The organism is Snodgrassella sp. M0110, from assembly GCF_016101465.1.
Classification (GTDB): Bacteria; Pseudomonadota; Gammaproteobacteria; order Burkholderiales; family Neisseriaceae; genus Snodgrassella; species Snodgrassella alvi.
This window is the reverse complement of the sequence record NZ_JACFQM010000031.1, coordinates 1-413: the sequence shown is the minus strand read 5'-3', so window position 1 is coordinate 413 and position 413 is coordinate 1. Positions and strand designations below refer to the sequence as shown.

Here is a 413-nt window from a genome sequence, read left to right as displayed (position 1 = left end):
TAAAAAATCTCAAAAATATTCAAATGACGTATAATAAATATACACCCGTGAACAGTTAAATAATCCTGTTACGATGCCGAATATGGCCTGACCGAAGTACGTCGAACAGCTACCATACTGAACGCTACGGCTACGTCTACGTCTACGATGCGCTCGGCCGGCGGATAGAAAAACACCGGCTGGACCGTGACGACAAACCATGCAACCGCACCACCTTCCTGTGGGATGGGCTGCAGATGATTCAGGAAAGCAGCGCAGACAAACGGCAGAGCCTGTATCTATATACTGATGAAGGCAGCTATGAACCGCTGGCGCGGATAGACCGGACCGGTAATCAGGAACAACACATCTACTACTTCCATACCGACCTGAACGGCATGCCGGAGGAGCTGACGGATGAAGCCGGTGAAATC

At 49.9% G+C, this 413-nt stretch carries 1 protein-coding gene; it reads left to right on the top strand.

Translation table 11 applies throughout. The annotated features are described in order from the left end of the window. Positions 1 to 236: 236 nt before the first annotated feature. A partial coding sequence (locus tag H3T84_RS12620; protein ID WP_198219326.1) for an RHS domain-containing protein occupies positions 237 to 413 on the top strand: 177 nt, incomplete at its 3' end.